This is a genomic window from Microbacterium sp. NPDC019599 (genome assembly GCF_040632175.1).
Taxonomy (GTDB): Bacteria; Actinomycetota; Actinomycetes; order Actinomycetales; family Microbacteriaceae; genus Microbacterium.
This window is the reverse complement of sequence record NZ_JBEYBL010000002.1, coordinates 518773-534869: the sequence shown is the minus strand read 5'-3', so window position 1 is coordinate 534869 and position 16097 is coordinate 518773. Positions and strand designations below refer to the sequence as shown.

General features: G+C 71.6%; 13 protein-coding genes. 8 read left to right on the top strand and 5 right to left on the bottom strand.

Annotated features, from left to right (window positions below; genetic code table 11):
- Positions 1–131 precede the first annotated feature (131 nt).
- The gene (locus ABZ477_RS05905; protein ID WP_360129300.1) at positions 132–764 is read left to right on the top strand and encodes a helix-turn-helix domain-containing protein; all 633 of its coding nucleotides are present in this window, start codon (positions 132–134) and stop codon (positions 762–764) included.
- A 127-nt stretch (positions 765–891) separates the two neighbouring features.
- Here the strand turns inward: ABZ477_RS05905 and ABZ477_RS05900 are convergent, their stop codons facing one another.
- The gene (locus tag ABZ477_RS05900) at positions 892–1884 is read right to left on the bottom strand and encodes an o-succinylbenzoate synthase (protein ID WP_360129297.1); all 993 of its coding nucleotides are present in this window, start codon (positions 1882–1884) and stop codon (positions 892–894) included.
- 197 nt (positions 1885–2081) lie between these two features.
- Between ABZ477_RS05900 and ABZ477_RS05895 the strand changes: the two genes are divergently transcribed.
- The 4 genes from ABZ477_RS05895 (at position 2082) to metH (ending at position 8167) form a co-directional block, all read left to right on the top strand.
- Positions 2082–2417, top strand: a complete 336-nt coding sequence (locus tag ABZ477_RS05895; RefSeq protein WP_360129294.1) for a helix-turn-helix transcriptional regulator — start codon at positions 2082–2084, stop codon at positions 2415–2417.
- A 1-nt stretch (position 2418) separates the two neighbouring features.
- Positions 2419–3378 (top strand): permease prefix domain 1-containing protein, encoded by a 960-nt coding sequence (locus tag ABZ477_RS05890; RefSeq protein ID WP_360129291.1) that lies wholly within the window; start codon positions 2419–2421, stop codon positions 3376–3378.
- A gap of 260 nt (positions 3379–3638) precedes the next feature.
- Positions 3639–4436 (top strand): LLM class F420-dependent oxidoreductase, encoded by a 798-nt coding sequence (locus tag ABZ477_RS05885; protein WP_360129288.1) that lies wholly within the window; start codon positions 3639–3641, stop codon positions 4434–4436.
- Positions 4437–4477: 41 nt separating this feature from the next.
- Positions 4478–8167: a methionine synthase gene (gene metH, locus ABZ477_RS05880; RefSeq protein WP_360129285.1), complete on the top strand. Its 3690-nt coding sequence runs from the start codon at positions 4478–4480 to the stop codon at positions 8165–8167.
- A gap of 187 nt (positions 8168–8354) precedes the next feature.
- Here the strand turns inward: metH and ABZ477_RS05875 are convergent, their stop codons facing one another.
- From ABZ477_RS05875 to ABZ477_RS05865, 3 genes are read right to left on the bottom strand one after another with little or no spacing between them, the layout of a single operon-like run.
- Positions 8355–8774: a glucose-6-phosphate dehydrogenase gene (locus ABZ477_RS05875; protein ID WP_360129282.1), complete on the bottom strand. Its 420-nt coding sequence runs from the start codon at positions 8772–8774 to the stop codon at positions 8355–8357.
- Positions 8771–11644, bottom strand: a complete 2874-nt coding sequence (locus tag ABZ477_RS05870; protein ID WP_360129279.1) for an ATP-binding cassette domain-containing protein — start codon at positions 11642–11644, stop codon at positions 8771–8773. Before ABZ477_RS05870 ends, ABZ477_RS05875 begins: the two co-directional genes overlap by 4 nt.
- Before the next feature lie 4 nt (positions 11645–11648).
- Positions 11649–12188, bottom strand: coding sequence for a hypothetical protein (locus tag ABZ477_RS05865; RefSeq protein WP_360129276.1), 540 nt, complete (start codon positions 12186–12188; stop codon positions 11649–11651).
- 80 nt (positions 12189–12268) lie between these two features.
- Between ABZ477_RS05865 and ABZ477_RS05860 the strand changes: the two genes are divergently transcribed.
- Positions 12269–13171 carry a 1,4-dihydroxy-2-naphthoyl-CoA synthase gene (locus ABZ477_RS05860; RefSeq protein WP_360129273.1) on the top strand — a complete coding sequence of 301 codons (903 nt, stop codon included), beginning with the start codon at positions 12269–12271 and terminating at the stop codon, positions 13169–13171.
- Between the two features lie 145 nt (positions 13172–13316).
- Positions 13317–14471: an AMP-binding protein gene (locus tag ABZ477_RS05855; protein WP_360129271.1), complete on the top strand. Its 1155-nt coding sequence runs from the start codon at positions 13317–13319 to the stop codon at positions 14469–14471.
- A gap of 171 nt (positions 14472–14642) precedes the next feature.
- Here ABZ477_RS05855 and ABZ477_RS05850 read toward each other — a convergent pair whose 3' ends face one another.
- Positions 14643–15017, bottom strand: coding sequence for a VOC family protein (locus ABZ477_RS05850; RefSeq protein WP_360129268.1), 375 nt, complete (start codon positions 15015–15017; stop codon positions 14643–14645).
- An 81-nt stretch (positions 15018–15098) separates the two neighbouring features.
- Between ABZ477_RS05850 and ABZ477_RS05845 the strand changes: the two genes are divergently transcribed.
- Complete coding sequence (locus tag ABZ477_RS05845) at positions 15099–16079, top strand: 1,4-dihydroxy-2-naphthoate polyprenyltransferase (protein ID WP_360129265.1); 981 nt, start codon at positions 15099–15101, stop codon at positions 16077–16079.
- Positions 16080–16097: the final 18 nt, after the last annotated feature.

The following is a 16097-nucleotide window of genomic DNA, read 5'->3' as shown; positions in this document are numbered from 1 at the left end:
CGTCGGCTACCCGATCCGAGCGACGCAGAGATGACCGATACGTCGCTGTATCCGATACATAGATGTATCGTAAAGTCGATGCCGATCGCAAGGCTGAACGTCAGGTGTGAGAATCGAGACGAGGAGGAGACGTGACGGATGTCGTGACGACGCGCCGCCGGGACGTCACCCGTCAGCGGCTGCGGGATGCTGCCGCCGAGGTGTTCGCCGAGGTCGGGCTGGACGGGGCATCCGTCGAGGCCATCTGCGAACGGGCCGGCTTCACGCGCGGCGCGTTCTACTCGAACTTCGAGACGAAGGAGGAGCTCTTCCTCGAGCTCGCCGGCATCGTCGCCCGGGAGCGCGTCGCCGCCGTGCAGGCCAGGATCGCGGAGCTCGAGCAGCAGGGTGTCTTCACCGAGGCCCACGTCGACGCCCTCTCGATCATCCAGAGCGCATTGGATGTCGCGGACGAGGATCGGCTCGGCATCCTGCTCATGAGCGAGATCCGCATCCACGCCCTGCGCAATCCCAAGCTCGCGGCCGCGTACCTCGCGCAGGACGAGGAGATGGTGCGCGGGGTCGCCCAGATCATCGACGACGTCGCCCGCGGCGGTGCGCTGGCCTTCCGCGTCTCGTCCGAAGAGGCGGCGCGCCTCATGATGACGGTGTGGGAGGGGGCGTCGGTCCGTGCCGCGATGGCCGGCCTGGACTACCAGGACATGTGCCGCCGCTCCAACGAGGAGCTGGCCCGCGTCGCGCAGCTCATCCTCGAGCCCCGCTGAATCAGTCCCACCGGGGGCGGGCGGTCCTCGTGCTCTCTCTCGCGAGAACGCGCCTATCTCCTCACGCCACGGCGTGATGACACACGCGCGTTCTCGCGAGGAGCGGTTCCGACCGGGCGTGTCTCGATCAGCGCGCCTCGAGCAGGGCGTGGCAGCGCGCGATGCGCTCGAGCCACCAGTCGCCGCGTTCGGCGGATGCCTCGTGGGCCGCGAGCAGGCCGGCATCCGGTGACACCCGGCCGACCGGCAGCGCTCCGCCGCGGGGTGTGAGAGCGGGCTCGACGACATCGGCTGTGAAGAGCGACGCCGTGCCCAGGCCGCAGTCGTAGTCGAGGTCGGGGAGGGCTGCCGCGAGGGCGACGCCCATTGCGAGACCGACCGAGGTGTCCAGAGCGCTCGAGACGACGGCCGGCAGCCCCGCCTCGGCGACGATGGCGAGCGCGCGCCGCACCCCGCCGAGCGGCTGGGCCTTGATCACGAGGAGGTCGGCGGCCCCCGCGCGTGCGACGGCGAGGGGATCCTCCGCCTTGCGCACACTCTCGTCGGCCGCGATCGGAACGCCCATGTACTTCACGCGGCGGCGCAGCTCGCCGAGCTCTTCGATCGTCGCGCACGGCTGCTCGACGTACTCGAGGTCGAACTCGGCGAGCGCGTGCACGGCGTGCTCGGCCTCGTCGAGGTTCCAGGCGCCGTTCGCGTCGACGCGGATGCGCCCTTCGGGCCCCATCGCCTCGCGCACGGCACGCACGCGCGAGACGTCGTCGGCGAGGATCTGCCCGCGTTCGGCGACCTTGACCTTGGCGGTCCGGCATCCGTCGAACCGCGCCAGGACGTCGGGGACGGATGCCGCCGCGACGGCCGGCACCGTCGCGTTGACGGGGATCTCGGCACGCACCGCGGCGGGCTGCGGCGCCCAACCGAAGTCGACGGCCGCCGCGAGCCACGTGGCGGCCTCGCCGTCGTCGTACTCCGCGAAGGGCGAGAACTCGGTCCACCCCTCGGGCCCCTCGAAGAGGACGGCCTCGCGGACGTCGACTCCTCGGAACCGCGTCGCCAGGGGGAGGGCGACGACCCTCGCCGACGCCAGGATCTCGGTCAGCGGGGGCAGCGGCTCGGTCACGCGCCCATCCTAGGTTCGCGTCCTGCTATCGCCGTGTCGCCCGGGCTCGGGCGTTTCGTCTCGCTTCGCTCGCTCAACGACCGGATGTTTCTCGGTCGTTGAGCGAGGGAGCGCAGCGACCGAGACGAAACGCATCCAGCTGCCGAACAACATTGTGCTCTTGCCGATAGTGTGTGTCACACAGTAAAGTGCGAGGCATGACCGAAACCGAAGCGCTCGAGACGCACCTGCAGGAGCTGCGGCGCGGCACCGTCGTCCTCGCGTGCCTGAGACTGCTCGCCGAGCCGGGCTACGGCTACGGGCTCCTCGAAGAGCTCGGAGCCCGCGGCTTCGACACCGACGCCAACACCCTGTACCCCCTGCTCCGCCGCCTCGAGAAGCAGGGCCACCTTGTGAGCGAGTGGAACACCGACGAGGCCCGGCCCCGCAAGTTCTACCGCACCAGCGCCGCCGGCTCCCGGCTCGCGGCCGCCCTCACCGCCGACTTCCGCGCCATCGCCGCCGCGATCGACGCCCTCCCCAAGGAGCACTGACATGAACGCCACCCTCACCGACCGCTACATCGACGCCGCGATGCGGACCGTCCCCGACAGGCAGCGCGCCGACCTCGCGGCCGAGCTGCGCGCCTCAATCGACGACCAGATCGACGCGCGGGTCGCCGAAGGAGAGCCTCAGGAGGTGGCCGAGCGCGCCGTCCTCACCGACCTCGGCGACCCAGACAAGCTCGCCGCGGGATACACCGACCGGCCGCTGTGGCTCATCGGCCCGCGCTACTACCTCACGTGGTGGCGCCTCACGAAGCTCCTCTGGGCGATCGTCCCCGTGTGTGCGGCGTTCGGCGTCGCGCTCGGGCAGACCATCGCGGGGGAGCCCTTCGGCCAGATCGTCGGCACCGTGGCAGCCGTCGTCATGAGCGTGATCGTCCACATCGGGTTCTGGACCGCCCTGGTGTTCTTCATCATCGAGCGGTCCGAGCGCGGGACCGTCAGCGGCGTCGTGAGCCCGTGGAAGCCCGAGGACCTGCCCGAGGCGAAGGACACCGGCGCGAAGCTGAGCGACCTCATCGCGTCGCTCGTGTTCCTCGCTGTCGCCGCCGGCGCGATCCTGTGGGACCACTTCGTCGGGTTCGGCTACACGACCGATGGCGGCTGGGAGTCGTTCCTCGCACCCGGGCTGTGGCCGTGGTGGATCGGCGCGCTCTTCGTCCTGATGCTCTTCGAGGCGCTCCTCGCGATCTCCGTCTACGCGAAGGGCGGCTGGGACGTCGGCTCCGCGACGGTCAACCTCTTCCTCAACCTCACGGTCGCCGGTGGCGCGCTGTGGCTGCTCTCGCAGGGGCAGCTGCTCAATCCGGACTTCTTCCCCGCGCTCATGCCCGCCGACTCCGCCGAGACGGTCACCACGATCATCACCATCCTGTTCGGGTTCGGAGTCGTCGCGATCGCCGCGTGGGACTCGATCGACGCCTTCCTGAAGGCGCGCCGCCGCCGCTGATTCCCACGGTCCCTGAGCCGCCCACGGTCCCCGAGCCTGTCGAGGGGCGGGATGCCGGAGCCACCGGCATCCCGCCCCTCCCTGTGACCGTGGTCGGCGCCTCGGCGAGCCGACACACCTTCGCGCGAATCGGCGCCGAGTCGCCAGAACTTGTGGCATCTCGGCGCCGAGTCGCCAGAACTTGTGGCATCTCGGCGCACGCGCTCGGCATCCCGCCACGTCGGGCCTCGGCATCCCGCCACCGCCATAGGCTGAGCCGCATGCCTCTTCTCGACACTCCTGTGCGCCTCGGCGTGCAGCTGCAGCCGCAGCATGCTCCCTACACCGCGTTCCGCGACGCCGTCCTGCGGCTCGAGGATCTCGGCGTCGACATCCTGTTCAACTGGGACCACTTCTTCCCGCTCTCGGGTGAGCGCGACGGGCTGCACTTCGAGTCCTGGACGATGCTCGCGGCGTGGGCCGAACAGACCGAGCGCGTCGAGTTCGGCGCCCTCGTGAACTGCAACAGCTACCGCAACCCCGATCTGCAGGCCGACATGGCCCGCACGATCGACCACATCTCGGCGAAGGGCGGCGAGGGCCGCTTCATCTTCGCGACCGGGTCGGGCTGGTTCGAGCGCGACTACGACGAGTACGGCTACGAGTTCGGCACGGCCGGCTCGCGCCTGGACGACCTCGCCGACGGTCTCAAGCGGATCGAGGCGCGGTGGCAGAAGCTCAACCCCGCGCCGACGCGGCGCATCCCGGTCATGATCGGCGGCGCCGGCGAGCAGAAGACGCTGCGCCTCGTCGCGCGGCACGCCGACATCTGGCACAGCTTCGTCCGCCCCGACGACCTCCCGCACAAGATCGGGGTGATCGAGCGCTGGGCCGAGAGGGAGGGGCGCGACACGTCGAACCTCGTCGTCTCGAACGAGCTCGCGCGCAAGACGGATGAGACGGCCGACGCGATGTACGACGCCGGTGTCCGGCTGTTCACGCTCGCGTTCCAGGGGCCTGACTGGGACTACGCGCTCGTGGAGCGCTGGCTGCGCTGGCGCGACGCCAAGAACGCGTAACCGGCGGGGCGCGCCGGTCACCCCGCGACTAAAATCGCGGGGTGACCGGCACCGCCTCGACCCCCCGCTTCGCGCTCGACATCGAGGGCGTTCCGCGCCCCGCCCGGGCGCAGGCGCTCCTCGATGCCGTCCATGACCGCGTCGTCATCGCGGACGGCGCGATGGGCACGATGCTGCAACGGCACGAGCCGACGCTCGAGGACTACCAGCAGCTCGAGGGCTGCAACGAGATCCTCAACGTCTCGCGTCCGGACATGATCGCCGCGATCCACGACGCGTACCTCGAGGTCGGCATCGACGCCGTCGAGACGAACACCTTCGGCGCGAACTGGTCGAATCTCGGCGACTACGGCATCGAGGACCGCATCGCCGAGCTCGCCGAGGCGGGCGCGCGCATCGCCCGCGAACGGGTCGAGGCCGCCGAGAGCGCCGACGGTCGCGTCCGGTGGGTCCTCGGCTCCATGGGTCCCGGGACGAAGCTGCCGAGCCTCGGTCACACGACCTACGAGAACCTCAAGCAGACCTTCGCGCTGCAGGCCGAGGGCCTCATCGACGGGGGAGCAGACGCGTTCCTCGTCGAGACGTCGCAGGACCTGCTGCAGACCAAGGCCGCGATCAACGGATGCCGTCAGGCGATCGTGAGCCGCGGCATCCGCCTGCCCATCTTCGTCGAGGTCACGGTCGAGACGACCGGAACGATGCTCATGGGCAGCGAGATCGGCGCGGCGCTCACGGCGCTCGAGCCGCTCGGCGTCGATGCGATCGGCCTCAACTGCGCGACGGGTCCCGACGAGATGAGCGAGCACCTGCGCCACCTCTCGAAGCACTCGCCCGTCCCGATCGCGTGCATGCCCAATGCGGGCCTGCCGATCCTGACGGCCGACGGCGCGCACTACCCGCTCTCGCCCGGCGAGCTCGCGCACGCGCACGAGCAGTTCGTGCGCGAGTTCGGCCTCGGGCTCATCGGCGGATGCTGCGGCACGACCCCCGAGCACCTCGCCGCGGTCGTCGAGCGCCTGGCGCCGCTGCGAGCGCTGCCCGGTCAGGAGCGAAGCGACCGACCAGAACGCCCCGGACCCGGCCGCGGCGCGGGGGACAGCATCCGGAGCATCACGCCCGAGCCGGGCGTCGCGTCGCTGTACCAGCACGTGTCGTTCGATCAGGATGCCTCGTACCTCGCGATAGGCGAGCGCACGAACGCCAACGGCTCGAAGGCGTTCCGCGAGGCGATGCTCGAGGAGCGCTGGGACGACTGCGTCGAGATCGCGCGCAACCAGATCCGCGTCGGCGCGCACCTGCTCGACGTGTGCGTCGACTATGTCGGCCGGGACGGCGTCGCCGACATCCGCGAGGTCGTGTCGCGCTTCGCGAGCGCCTCGACTCTTCCGCTCGTGATCGACTCGACCGAGCCCGCCGTCATCGCCGCGGGGCTCGAGCTCATCGGCGGCAGGCCCGTCGTCAACTCCGTCAACTACGAGGACGGCGACAGTCCGACGAGTCGCTTCGGGCGGATCATGCCGCTCGTGAAGGAGCACGGCACCGCCGTCGTCGCGCTCACGATCGACGAGCACGGTCAGGCCCGCACGACCGAGGGCAAGGTGCGCATCGCGTCGCGCCTCGTCGACAGCCTGGTGGGGGAGTGGGGCCTGAAGGTCTCGGACATCATCGTCGACTGCCTGACGTTCCCCATCGCGACGGGCCAGGAGGAGACGCGGCGCGACGCCATCGAGACGATCGAGGCGATCCGCGCGATCAACGCGAATTATCCGGGCATCCACACGACGCTCGGCGTCTCGAACGTCTCGTTCGGCCTCAATCCGGCGGCGCGCATGGTGCTCAACTCCGTCTTCCTGCACGAGGCGGCCGAGGCGGGGCTCGACTCGGGCATCATCGACGCCGCCAAGATCGTGCCGCTCGCATCGGTGCCCGAGGAGCAGCGCAAGGTCGCGCTCGACCTCGTGTGGGACCGTCGCGAGTACGACGCCGACGGCAGCGTCACGTACGACCCGCTCTCGACGATGCTCGACCTCTTCGCGGGCGTCGACACGGCGGCCCTCCGCGACCAGCGCGCGGCCGAGCTCGCGGCCCTGCCCGTCGGCCAGCGGCTCGAGCGTCGCATCATCGACGGCGAGGCGAAGGGCCTGGAGGCCGACCTCGACCTCGCGCGGGAAGGGGGCCTGAGCGCCCTCGGCATCATCAACGATCACCTCCTCGAAGGCATGAAGGTCGTCGGCGAGCGCTTCGGCTCGGGCGAGATGCAGCTGCCCTTCGTGCTGCAGTCGGCCGAGGTCATGAAGAGCGCCGTCGCGCTCCTCGAACCGCATATGGAGAAGTCGGATGCCGCGGGCAAGGGCCGCATCGTGCTCGCGACCGTCCGCGGCGACGTGCACGACATCGGCAAGAACCTCGTCGACATCATCCTGACGAACAACGGCTACGACGTCGTGAACCTCGGCATCAAGCAGCCGATCGCCGACATCATCGCCGCGGCGGAGGAGCACGACGCCGACGTCATCGGCATGTCGGGGCTGCTCGTGAAGTCGACGGTCGTCATGAAGGAGAACCTCGCCGAGCTGCAGTCGCGCGGCCTGGCGAAGCGATGGCCCGTCATCCTCGGCGGCGCCGCCCTGACCCGCGCCTACGTCGAGGACGACCTCGCCTCGCTGTTCGACGGCGAGGTGCGCTATGCGCGCGACGCGTTCGAGGGGCTCTCGCTCATGGAGCCGCTCGTCGCCGTGGCCCGCGGCGCCGACCCCGCGTCGGTGGGCCTTCCCGCCCTCAAGAAGCGGCGGCATGCGGCCGGGTCGAAGCTCACGCTGACCGAGCCCGAGGCGATGCCGGCACGTTCGGACGTGGCATCCGACAATCCCGTCCCGGCGCCTCCCTTCTGGGGCACGCGCATCGTGCGGGGCGTCGCGCTCGCGGATTACGCCGCGTTCCTCGACGAGCGCGCGACGTTCATGGGCCAGTGGGGCCTCAAGCCGGGTCGCGGCGAAGGCGGCAAGTCCTACGAGGAGCTCGTCGACCTCGAAGGACGCCCGCGCCTGAGGTACTGGCTCGACCGCATCCTCGCCGAGAAGATGATCGACCCGTCGATCGCGTACGGGTACTTCCCCGTCGTCGCCGAAGGCGACGACCTCGTCGTCCTGCACCACGGCGACGACCCCTCCGGTGCGCTCGGCCTCGCGGGGCTGCTCGCGCCCGACGGCGGGTCCGGCGGAGCGCTCGGCACGGAGCGCCTGCGCTTCACGTTCCCTCGTCAGCGACGCGACCGGCACCTGTGCCTCTCCGACTTCGTGCGGTCGCGCGAGTCGGGCCAGGTCGACGTGCTGCCGATCCAGCTCGTGACGGCCGGCGCCCACATCGACCGGGTCACGGCGAAGCTCTTCGCGGAGGACGCCTACCGCGACTACTACGAGCTGAACGGCCTCGTGATGCAGCTGACCGAGGCGCTCGCCGAGTACTGGCACGCGCGCATCCGCTCCGAGCTCGGCTTCGCCGCCGAAGACCCGACCGACACGGCGGGTCTGTTCAAGCTCGAGTACCGCGGAGCGCGCTTCTCGCTCGGCTACCCCGCCTGCCCCGAGATGGAGGACCGCCGCAAGGTCGTCGAGCTCCTGCGTCCCGAGCGCATGGGCGTCGAGCTGAGCGAGGAGCTCCAGCTCCACCCCGAGCAGTCGACCGACGCGTTCGTGTTCCACCACCCCGAGGCGAAGTACTTCTCGGTCTGAGCCGCCGTGCTGTTCGGGAGGTGTTGTGGCCTTCGGGAGGCGTCGGCGACGGCATCCGTCCTCCGAACGGGGACATTCCCTCGGCTGGGTCTTCCCGCCGCGAGAGGGCGGATATGTGCACCGGCATCGGCGTGTCGCGCGCACATCCGCCCTCTCGCGGAGAGCGAGGCCTTCGGCCGGGAGCGGGTCAGACCTCGGTGCCGCAGATGCCGCAGACGCCGGTCGCCGAGACCTCGACGAAGCAGTTCGGGCACATCGCGCGCACGCGGTCCTCGGGGGCGGGACGTCGTGCGGGAGCGCGGCGCTCGGCGCTCGGCGCGCTCCGGCGCGCGGTCGCGGCGCGGCCCGGGCTCGTCGAGACGGCGGGGACGGATGCCGGTCGCGCGGCCGGCGCGGGCTTGTGCTGGGCGCAGTAGAAGCGCACGAATCCGCCGTGGTTCTTGGGGTGACGGTGCTTGACGGCCCACAGCTCGGTGCGGGGGCGCGGTGCGGAGTCGGCTCCGCAGCCGACGCAGCGCGCGTCGTCGCCCGGAGCGATGTCGGCCACGAGGACGGGCGACTCGAAGGGGAGGGAGTCCCGCCAGTCGGCGCTCTCGACGATCTTCACGGGGTCTCCTTCCGCGGGCTCCGTGCGGACGCCCCCATCAAGTCTGCACGACTCCGGCTGGGGGTTCGCCCTGTCGGCGGAGCGGGCGCGACCGGCTTCGCGCGCCGGAGCGACGCGAGCACCGCGCGACCGACGACGAGGAGTCCTACCGTCGTCGTGACGGCGCGAAGGGTGTCCCACGTGAGGGTCGACGTCACGAGCGAGTAGAGCAGGAAGCTCGAGAGGTTCTGCCCGAGCGCCGCGCCCGCCTCGTACGAGATCCCGGTCTGGGTGCCCACCGCGAACGGCCAGAACCACAGGTTCATGATGAGCCCGAACGCGTACGAGGCCACGACGCCGTACGCGATGAGCATCGCTATCTCGCCGCCGCGCGGCAGACGTCGAGGCAGCAGCCCGGCGCCGGCGCCGACCCACGCGCACGCGAACATCTGGAAGGGGGTCCACGGGCCGATCCCGCCCCACATGAGCGACGACAGTGCGATCGTCAGGACTCCCAGCAGCAGCCCGAACCGGGCGCCGAGCACGCGGCCCGCGAGGATCAGCAGGATGAAGACGGCCTCGACGCCGCCGACGCCCGTCCCGACGATCCGGATCGCCGCGCCGATCGCAGCGAGGATGCCCAGCAGCGCCAGGGTGTGCGCGGAACGCACCGTGCCGTCGAGCGACGCCAGTACGACGATCACCGCGAGCGGTGCCAGGGCGAGCGCCGCGAACGGCACGGCCGCCTGCGCCTGCGCGGGCACCGCCATCGCGGCGAACGGCCACGCGAACGCCGCGAGCGCCACGACGTTGGCGGCCAGGAGCGCGAGCGTCGACCGCGCGGGCAGCCTCCTCCGCGTGCGCAACTCCTCAACTTCGAGGTGTCGGCGGGAGCCCGCCTGCAGAACGACGCGGCTCGGGACCCCCGCGACGTCCGTTCTTGCGGAGTTGTGCAGCACCGGCCTGGCCGACGGGCCGGCGCCGGCGGGCACCGGGTCGCCCAGCCGCCCATTCCGGAGGGGCAGGATGCTGTCGGCCACCGCTGCGGCGAACTCCGCGTCGTGCGTCGCGACGAGCACGGCCGTACCCTCCTCGGTGAGGCGTTCGAGCGCCGAGGCGACGACCTGGCGGGCCCGTGGGTCGAGGCCGCGGGTCGGCTCGTCCACGAGCAGGACGCGCGGCGACGAGGCGAGCTGGACGGCGAGGGCGAGGCACCGCCGCTCACCCGATGAGAGATCGAGGGGATGCTGCTCCCCGCGCGCGACCACTTCGGCCCCGAGCCCGAGCAGGTCCGCGAACCGCTGCAGCGTCGTCCCGACAGGCTCGTGCGCCCGGCGGTCGGCGCGCCGGCACTCCGCCGCGACGGTTTCGTGCACGAACAGGTCGTCCGACGCGTCCGGAACGAGCGCGATGCCGGCACCGGCGCCGCCCCGGCCGCGCCGAGCGACGCGAGCTCCGTCGAGGAACACGTCGGAGACAGCATCCGGAACCGCCATCGCGGCCAGAAGGCTCGACTTGCCCGCGCCGTTGGGCCCGAGGAGTGCGACGATCTCACCGGAGCGCAGGGCCAAGTCCGCGTCCTCGACCGCGACGCCGTCGCCGTGCCGCACGGTCAATCCGCGCACGGTCAGCACCTCCGCGCCGGGCAAGGACGTCGAGCGCCTCGCACGGATCGGTGCGTCGGAGACGGCGGACTCCTGCAGCACTCCGGCCTCGAGAGCCAGCATCCGGTCGGCGACGGCGGCGAACTCCGCGGCGCGGTGCTCGGCCACGACGACGCAGACGCCCGCGTCGTGCGCGAGCGCGCCGAGGAGCGTCACGATGCGCCGTCGGTAGTCCGTGTCGAGGTCGGCGAGCGGCTCGTCCACCAGCAGCAGGATGGGGCGCTCGACGATCGCGGCGGCGATCGCGACGAGCGTCGCCTCACCCGCCGAGAGTCCGCGAAGTCGCCGCTCGAGCAGGGGACGGATGCCGACCGCCTCGGCGACCTCGTCGACCCGGGCCCGCACGAGCACGGGTGCGACGCCGCGCAGCTCGAGCGCGAGGCCCAGCTCGTCGCGCACGCGCTCCGTCGCGAACGCGTCGCGCGGCTGCTGCAGGACGACCCCGACGCGCTGGGCCGTGTCGCGCGGCGCCACCGCTGTCCGGTTGTGGCCGACCACCTCGAGCGTGCCCGTGATCGACCCGCCGTCGAGGTGGGTCAGCAGTCCGCCCAGTGCGCGCAGCACCGTCGACTTGCCCGACCCCGTGGCGCCGGCGAGGACCGTGAGCGTCCCCGGGGCGAGGCGCAGGTCATCGATCCGGACGACCGAAGACGCCCCCGCATGGGCGAGCTCGGCATCCCGCACGACGACCGGCGCTTCGCAGTCGCCCGGCACCGACGTGCCCGCGAACCCCCGCAGCTCGAGGGCGGCCGCGACGGCCGTCGCGCGCGCGAGCGTCCGCTCGAGGACGGGTGCGAGCAGGCGCGCGCCGCCGCGCTCGCCGCGCAGACGCTGCGCGAACCGCACCGACCGCACGGCGTCGACGAGCGCGGGGAGCGTCCCCCAGGCGACCGCGAGGGTCCGCGCGATGCCGCGCAGGGGTCCGCGCCGCGAGCCGCGTGCGAACACGCGCGGCAGGTCGATGAGCGCGTTGAGGAGCCCGAAGGCGAGGATCGTCAGGGCGATCGGCACGGCGCTGGCGGCAGCATCCCACAGTCCGCCCGTCGTGACGGGCCCGAACAGGACGACGTGCGCGAACGGCGGAGGGAGCCGGACCTCGGGCAGCGCCAGGATGACCGGGCCCGAGCCGTCGGCCCCGTGGAACAGGACGCGATAGACGACCCGGACTGCGACGAACCCGGCGGCGAGAGCCGCCGCGGCGCGCAGGGGTCCGGGTCGCAGGGTCACGGCGTCACGAGATCGAGCTCGGGGCGCCGGGATCCCCGTTCAGGCTGAACAGCAGCGCGAGGCTCTCGCCGGGCTGCAGCTGCAGGGTCGACAGGCCCTCCTGCGCGTACTCCCACTCGCCGCCCTCGGGCTGCACCCACAGCGACCAGTAGGCGAAGGCCGCGGGCATCCCTTCGCAGGCCTCGAAGTAGTCCGAGCCGTCGGGCTGGGGGAGGGCGACATCCTCGGCCGGCACGCCGTTCACGCGGCACACGACCTGGTCGCCGTAGTCGACCGTTCCCTCGGTCGTGACGTCGGCCTGGTCGAGCGCGTCGCTCGCGGCGATCGCGTCGTCCGTCTGGATGCACGTCTCCTGCGACGGGTCGCCGTCCTCGAGCTCCAGCGCGCTCGCGTCGACGACGACCGTCACACCGGCGCACTCGCCCGCTCCGGCCGTCGCCTGCGTGGGCGTGGGCTCGGGAGACGGAGTCGCGGTGCACGCCGCGAGAGCGAGCAGCAGGGCGGCGGCGGACGTGGCGGCGAGAGTGCGGAGGGTCGAAGTCACCTTTCCAGGCTAGGGCCCTGTCCGGTGGCTGTCCGCCCGTGTGACGCCCCGCCGGGACCGGCTCGCCGTAGGCTTGGGCGGTGAGCGTTTCGGAGCTTTTCGACGAGGCGGAATGGATGCCGTCACCCGGCGCCGACGCCTACACCGACATCACGTCCCACGTCTCGCGCGACGGGCGCATCGCGCGCATCGCGTTCGACCGGCCCGAAGTGCGCAACGCCTTCCGTCCGCACACGGTCGACGAGCTGTACCGGGCGCTGGACCTCGCGCGTCAGGATCCGCGGATCGGCGTCGTGCTGCTGACGGGGAACGGTCCGAGCCCGAAGGACGGCGGCTGGGCGTTCTGCTCCGGTGGCGACCAGCGCATCCGCGGCCGGGACGGCTACAAGTACTCCGACGACCCCGCGGTCGTCGCCGACCCCGCGCGCGCGGGACGCCTGCACATCCTCGAGGTGCAGCGGCTGATCCGCTTCATGCCGAAGGTCGTGATCGCCGTCGTGCCCGGCTGGGCGGCGGGCGGCGGGCACTCGCTGCACGTCGTATGCGACCTCACGGTCGCCAGCGCCGAGCACGGACGCTTCAAGCAGACGGACGCCGACGTCGGCTCGTTCGACGCCGGGTACGGCTCCGCCTACTTCGCGCGGCAGATCGGCCAGAAGTTCGCGCGCGAGGTCTTCTTCCTCGCCGAGGAGTACTCGGCGCAGCGCGCGTACGAGATGGGCGCCGTCAACCGCGTCGTCCCGCACGCCGACCTCGAGCGCGAAGCCGTCGCGATGGCCCGCACGATCCTCACGAAGTCCCCGACCGCGATCCGCATGCTGAAGTTCGCCTTCAACGCCGTCGACGACGGGCTCGTCGGCCAGCAGGTGTTCGCCGGCGAGGCGACGCGCCTCGCATACGGCACCGACGAGGCCGTCGAGGGCCGCGACTCGTTCCTCGAGAAGCGCGAGCCCGACTGGTCGTCCTACCCCTGGCAGTACTGAGAGCAGCATCCCGATCCATGTCCCACGTCCGCAATTCAGGCTCGCTGCCGAGTGTGCGCCGGTCCTCGGCAGGGATTGCGCGGACTTCTCGACGGGCCCGATCCATCCAGCCTGAATTCCGCACGTGCGCGCGGGGCAGCGCGGCATGAGGCTCGAAACCGTCACCGGAGACGATCCGCGCGAGATCCTGCGCGGACTGCGCTCGGCGATCCACGGCGCGGGGCCGGCCCTCGGGCTCGGCATGATCCGGTCCATGTCCGGGACGGTGCGGTCCGGCACTGCCGTGGTCGTCACGACCTCCGGGTCGACGGGAGTGCCCAAGAGCGTCATCCTGAGCCGCGACGCCCTGACGGCGAGCGCCCTTGCGACATTCGCCCGCGTCGGGGAAGGCGCGTGGCTCCTCGCTCTGCCGGCGAGCTACGTCGCGGGCCTGCAGGTGCTCGTCCGGGCGATCATCGCCGACCGCGAGCCCGCTCTCCTGAGCGGCTCGTTCTCGCCTCAGGCATTCGCCGCCGCCGCGCTCACGATGGTCTCGAGCGAAGGGGGCGAGCGCGTGCCGACGTACACGTCGCTCGTGCCGGCGCAGCTCTCGCGGCTGCTCGACGCCGCCCAGCACGATCGTGTCGTCGGCGCGGCCCTGCGCTCCTTCCAGGCGATCCTCGTCGGCGGGCAGGCGCTTCCGCCGGTCGTGCTCGAGCGCGCGCAGGCGATGGGGGCCTGCGTCGTGCGCACCTACGGCTCGACCGAGACGAGCGGCGGCTGCGTGTACGACGGCCGCCCTCTCGACGGCGTCGGCGTGCGCATCGTCGACGGCGAGGTGCAGATCTCCGGTCCGACCCTCGCGAACGGGTATCTCGGCGATCCGGAGGCGACGGATGCCGCCTTCCGCCGCGACGACGCCGGGCGCCGGTGGTACCGCACGGGCGATGCGGGGCTCCTCGAGGACGGCATCCTGCGCGTGCGCGGCCGCATCGACAACGTCATCGTGTCGGGCGGCGTCAACATCTCGCTCGATCGAGTCGAACGGGTCGTCCGGTCCGTCCCGGGCCTTGCGGGCGCCGTCGTCGTCGGGATGCCGGACGCGAAGTGGGGCGAGGCCTCCGTCATCGTCGCCGCCCGCGGCGAGGCGCTGCGCCGCAGCGAGTCCGTCCAGCTCGAAGAGGCGCGGGACGCCGTCTCGGCCGAGATCGGACCCTACGCCCGGCCCGCCCGCCTCGTGCTCGTCGACGAGCTCGCGACTCTCCCGTCGGGCAAGCCCGACCGCGACGCGATCCGCCGCGCCGTCGCGGCCCTCCACTGAGCCGGGTCAGCGGCGCCTCGCCGGCCTCGCCGCGCCGCCGAACGAGCCCGCCCGGCCGGTCCCCTGCCTTGCCCAAATCAGGCGAATCGCCTGGAATCAGGACGGAGCGGGCCCGGAACGTCCTGAACAGGCCGAATCGCCCTGAATTCGGCACGGGCTCACTGAGCCGTTTCAGGCGCCGCTCTTGTCGACGACGCAGAAGCGGTTGCCCTCGGTGTCCTCGAGGACGATCCAGTCGGCATCCTCCGGATAGTCGTCCCAGTCGACCTCCCGCGCCCCGATCGACAGCAGGCGCTGCACCTCGGCGGCCTGGTCGTCGGCGTACAGATCGAGGTGGATGCGCGGCGGATAGTGCTGCGGATACCCCGTCACGGAAAGAGCGATGCTGGCGCCCGGCGCGAGGTCGTCCTTCTTGTACGGCGGGTCGAGCACGACCCAGTCGTCGTCGGGGTCGTGCCGGTTGACGTACCCGAGCGCCTCGCGCCAGAAGGCGCCGGCGCGCTCGATGTCCTCGACGGTGATGACGACGGTCGCGAAGCTCAGCATCCGGTCATCCTGACGGCACGCGGGATGCTGTGCACAGGGGTTGCGCGGCGGGCATGGATGAGGCATCTAGGATGTGACCTCGTGGCAGGCACCCCCAGCAAGAACCGCAAGCGCACGGGCCCGAAGAAGCAGCCCCCGCGAGGCAATCCGCAGAAGTCGCACGAACCGCGCGACCCGCGGCACATCGAGAAGGCGACGTCGCGCGACTGGATCGGCGCGGCGCGCCTGCGGACGCTGCCGCTCGCAGTGACGCCCATCCTCATCGGCACGGGCGCCGCGCATCTCGTCGACGGCCTCTTCCACTGGGTCATCGCCCTGTTCTGCCTCATCGTCTCGGTGAGCCTGCAGATCGGCGTCAACTACGCCAACGACTACAGCGACGGCATCCGCGGGACCGACGACCACCGTGTCGGTCCGGCGCGCCTGACGGCATCCCGCAAGGCGAAGCCGCGCACCGTGCTCCTCGTGGCGCTCGCCTTCTTCGCCATCGCGGCGATCGCTGGCCTGGCGCTCGTCATCCGCACGCAGCAGTGGTGGCTCCTCGCCGTCGGCGCCGTGTGCATCCTCGCGGCGTGGTTCTACACGGGCGGGAAGCGCCCCTACGGCTACTACGGCCTCGGGGAGCTCTTCGTCTTCGTCTTCTTCGGCCTCGTCGCGACGGCCGGAACGACGTTCGTGCAGGTGCTCTCCGTGCCGCAGGAGGCGTGGTTCGGCGGTGCGGGGGCCGGATTCCTCGCGTGCGCCGTGCTGCTCGCGAACAACCTGCGCGACATCGATCAGGATCGCACGGCGGGCAAGCGCACGCTCACGGTGCTCATCGGGCGCCGCTGGACGCAGGTCCTCTTCACCGTCTTCGTGCTCGCGCCCTTCGGCATCGCGGCGTTCCTCGCGGTCTTCTACCCGATCGCGTGGCTCACGCTCATGGTGCTGCTCGCGGCACTCCCCGCGATCCTCATCGGGTGGACCTACCGCCTGCCGAAGGAGCTGCTCGTCGCGCTGGCGCTGACGTCGCTCACATCGATCGCCTACGGCGCCGCGCTCTGCTGGGCCTTCATCGGCTGAGCCGGCTTTCCGGTCGTT